The sequence below is a fragment of the Mycobacterium sp. genome (genome assembly GCF_050701675.1).
In the GTDB taxonomy this organism is placed as follows: Bacteria; Actinomycetota; Actinomycetes; order Mycobacteriales; family Mycobacteriaceae; genus Mycobacterium.
On the sequence record NZ_JBOGDD010000686.1, the window covers coordinates 1 to 2,819 of the forward strand.

Genomic DNA, 2,819 nt, shown 5'->3' on the forward strand with positions numbered 1-2,819 from the left:
GGACGTCCTCGGCTTCACCAGCCAGGCCATCGTGTTGTGCGCCGTCGCGCGTGAACACGGCGTCGACGACTACGGCCAGCAGGTCCGGCTGCTTGGGGCGGTGATGTGCGACCGCGACCTTGGCGCCGGCGTCGACCCGGAGGACGCAGGGCAGGAGCGGCAGGCGTCGACCGACGTTGGTCTGGTGAAGGCGCTGTGGCACCTGGTGGGTCTGATCCGTGCCATCGGCGACGAGCTCGTCAAGCGACCGCGCCCACGCAGCATCTTGCGTTACCTGGGAATGCTTCCCGCCGTCGGTGCGGTCGCCGACTATCTTGGCGAGTACGGCGCATTGGTGCGGGCGAGCAAGGCCGGACGGCACTGGATTGCCGACCATCCGGTACCGGCCTGAGAGTTCGCGCCTTACCCCCCAAGCCCTAGTCGAGAATCTACAATCCGACGGTGGCCCGACTGGTACAGCGTTACCTGGACCGAATCCTCGACGAGCACCGCCAGGTGCGCGACGGTGTGCTCGCCAGCTACATCCCCGAACTCACGCGCGTCGATCCGGACGGGTTCGGCCTCTCGTTGTCGTCGGCGGATGGGTACGTCTACGAATGTGGCGACGCGGGAGTCGAATTCACCATTCAGTCGATCTCGAAGCCGTTCACCTACGCGTTGGCGCTGGACCGGATCGGCCAGGACGCGGTGGACGCCAAGATCGGCGTCGAGCCGTCCGGTGAGGCGTTCAACGAGATCAGCGTCGACGAGACCACCAAGAAGCCGAAGAATCCGATGATCAACGCCGGGGCCATCGCGGCCGTGTCGTTGATCCCGGCGAAGACGCCCGACGAGCGGTTCGCCCTGATTCAGGAGTTCTACTCCGCGTTCGCAGGGCGTCGGCTCGAACTCGATCAGGACGTCTATGCGTCGGAGAAGGCCACCGGAGCCCGCAACCGTGCGATCGCCTACATGCTGCAGAGCTTCGGGGTGCTCGACGACGATCCCGATGACGTCCTCGACGTGTACTTCCGGCAGTGCTCGTTCAAGGTCACCTCGACCGATCTAGCGCGCATGGCCGCGACGCTGGCCCGCGGCGGGGTGAACCCGATGACGGGCCGGAGGGTGACCAATGCCTCCGTCGTCAAGCGCACGCTCTCGGTGATGGTGACGTGTGGCATGTACGACGCGGCAGGGGACTGGGTCAGCGCCGTCGGCATGCCTGCCAAGAGCGGGGTTGGCGGAGGCATCGTCGCCGTGCTTCCCGGCCAGCTCGGCATCGGCGTGTACTCACCGCTACTCGACGCCAAGGGCAACAGCGTGCGGGGAGTCCAATTGTGCCGCAGCCTATCCGAGCAACTCGGCTTGCACTTCCTCACCGTGGCCCGTGACTCCCGCGCCGCGCTGCGGGCGGTGTACGAGCCGCGCGACGGCATCCGCGTCTACGAGACGCACGGCGATCTGCTGTTCAGCGGGGCCGAGCAGGTCGCGCGCGTCGTGGACCGCGAGCGCGGGAACTTCGCCGCGGCGATCCTCGACGTCTCCCGCGTCGACGACATCGACGACGGGGCACGCGCATTGCTCTCGGGAACCAGTGCCGAGTTGCGCGCCGAGGGAAAGGCCGGCTACTTCGTCGACCCGGAGGGGATCGTCATCCACGACGAGCCGGAATACGAGGCAGTCCGCTTTGCCACCGTCGATGAGGCGGTCGCGGCCGCCGACGAGGGTCTGCGACAGAACGGGATGTGAGCGTCAGCCGTGCGAGATGGGGCACGCGACGTCGACGTGGACCGTCGTGGTCGTCGTCGGGTCTGTGGTGGGACCACCCGGATTGTGGATCTGGGTCACCGTGCACGAGGTCAGAAGCGCGGTGTTGCCGCTCGAAACCCCGTTGACCTCAACGGCGTAACCCTCTTCTTGGAGTTGTTCGATCACGGCTGCCGCCGACTCGGTGTCGATGTCCGGGTCCGCCGCCGCGGCCGGGACGAGGACGACTGCTGCGGCGCCGCCGAAGGCAACCAGCAGCGCTACGTAGCGTCGCAATGCGAGTGACATGTGACCAGCGCCCCTGCATCTCTTGAGAAGTTCTGTGTTCTCGCTGTGAGAACGCTCCGAGCGTAACGCGCCGCAGGCGCCGTTCTCGGCTACTGGGTGGGTACGGCGAGCCGAGTCGGTTCGCCGTGGCCGCGCAGTGTCACCGTCTCGCCGAGAGTCCAGTGCGCACTCTCGCTTTCGCCGGCGCGTTCCACGGTCGTCGAGGAGGCGACCAGATGTCCGTCGACGGACTTGGAGAGCTCGCAGAGCCGGGCCGCTTCGTTGACGGGCTCGCCGATGACGGTGTACTCGAAACGGTCCTTCGCGCCGACGTTGCCCGCCACCACCTGGCCCGCCGCCACGCCGATGCCCGCCTGACACTCCGGCACCTCGACGCGCAGTCGCTTGGCCATTCCCCGTGCGGCAGCGAGTGCCTCGGCTTCGGCATTGTCGAGCGACACCGGGGCGCCGAATACGGCCAGCACCGCGTCGCCCTCGAACTTGTTGACCAGCCCGTGATGCTCGTCGACCTCGTCGACCACCACTGCGAAGAATCGGTTGAGCAACTCGACGACCTCGACGGCAGGCCGGCCGGTGACCAACTGCGTCGACCCGATGATGTCGACGAAGATGACGGCGGCATGGCGTTCCTCACCACCGAGCTGCGGGCGCTCCTTCTCCGCCAGCTTCGCGACCTCGCGCCCGACGTGCTGGCCGAACAGATCGCGCACCCGTTCGCGTTCACGCAGTCCGACGACCATCGAGTTGAATCCCCGCTGCAGCTGGCCCAGTTCGGTGCCGTCGAA

General features: G+C 67.1%; 3 protein-coding genes and 1 pseudogene. 2 read left to right on the forward strand and 2 right to left on the reverse strand.

Annotated features, from left to right (window positions below):
- Positions 1-391, forward strand: a pseudogene (locus tag ACRDUX_RS21060) (hypothetical protein); the annotation flags it as partial.
- Positions 392-441: 50 nt separating this feature from the next.
- Positions 442-1,728 (forward strand): glutaminase A, encoded by a 1,287-nt coding sequence (glsA, locus tag ACRDUX_RS21065; protein ID WP_526416130.1) that lies wholly within the window; start codon positions 442-444, stop codon positions 1,726-1,728.
- A 3-nt stretch (positions 1,729-1,731) separates the two neighbouring features.
- On the opposite strand, the gene ACRDUX_RS21070 is transcribed toward glsA, so the two are convergent.
- Both ACRDUX_RS21070 and ACRDUX_RS21075 read right to left on the reverse strand, forming a co-directional pair.
- Positions 1,732-2,034 carry a hypothetical protein gene (locus ACRDUX_RS21070; protein ID WP_526416132.1) on the reverse strand — a complete coding sequence of 101 codons (303 nt, stop codon included), beginning with the start codon at positions 2,032-2,034 and terminating at the stop codon, positions 1,732-1,734.
- Between the two features lie 89 nt (positions 2,035-2,123).
- The coding region (locus ACRDUX_RS21075; protein WP_526416134.1) for an adenylate/guanylate cyclase domain-containing protein at positions 2,124-2,819 on the reverse strand (696 nt) is incomplete at its 5' end.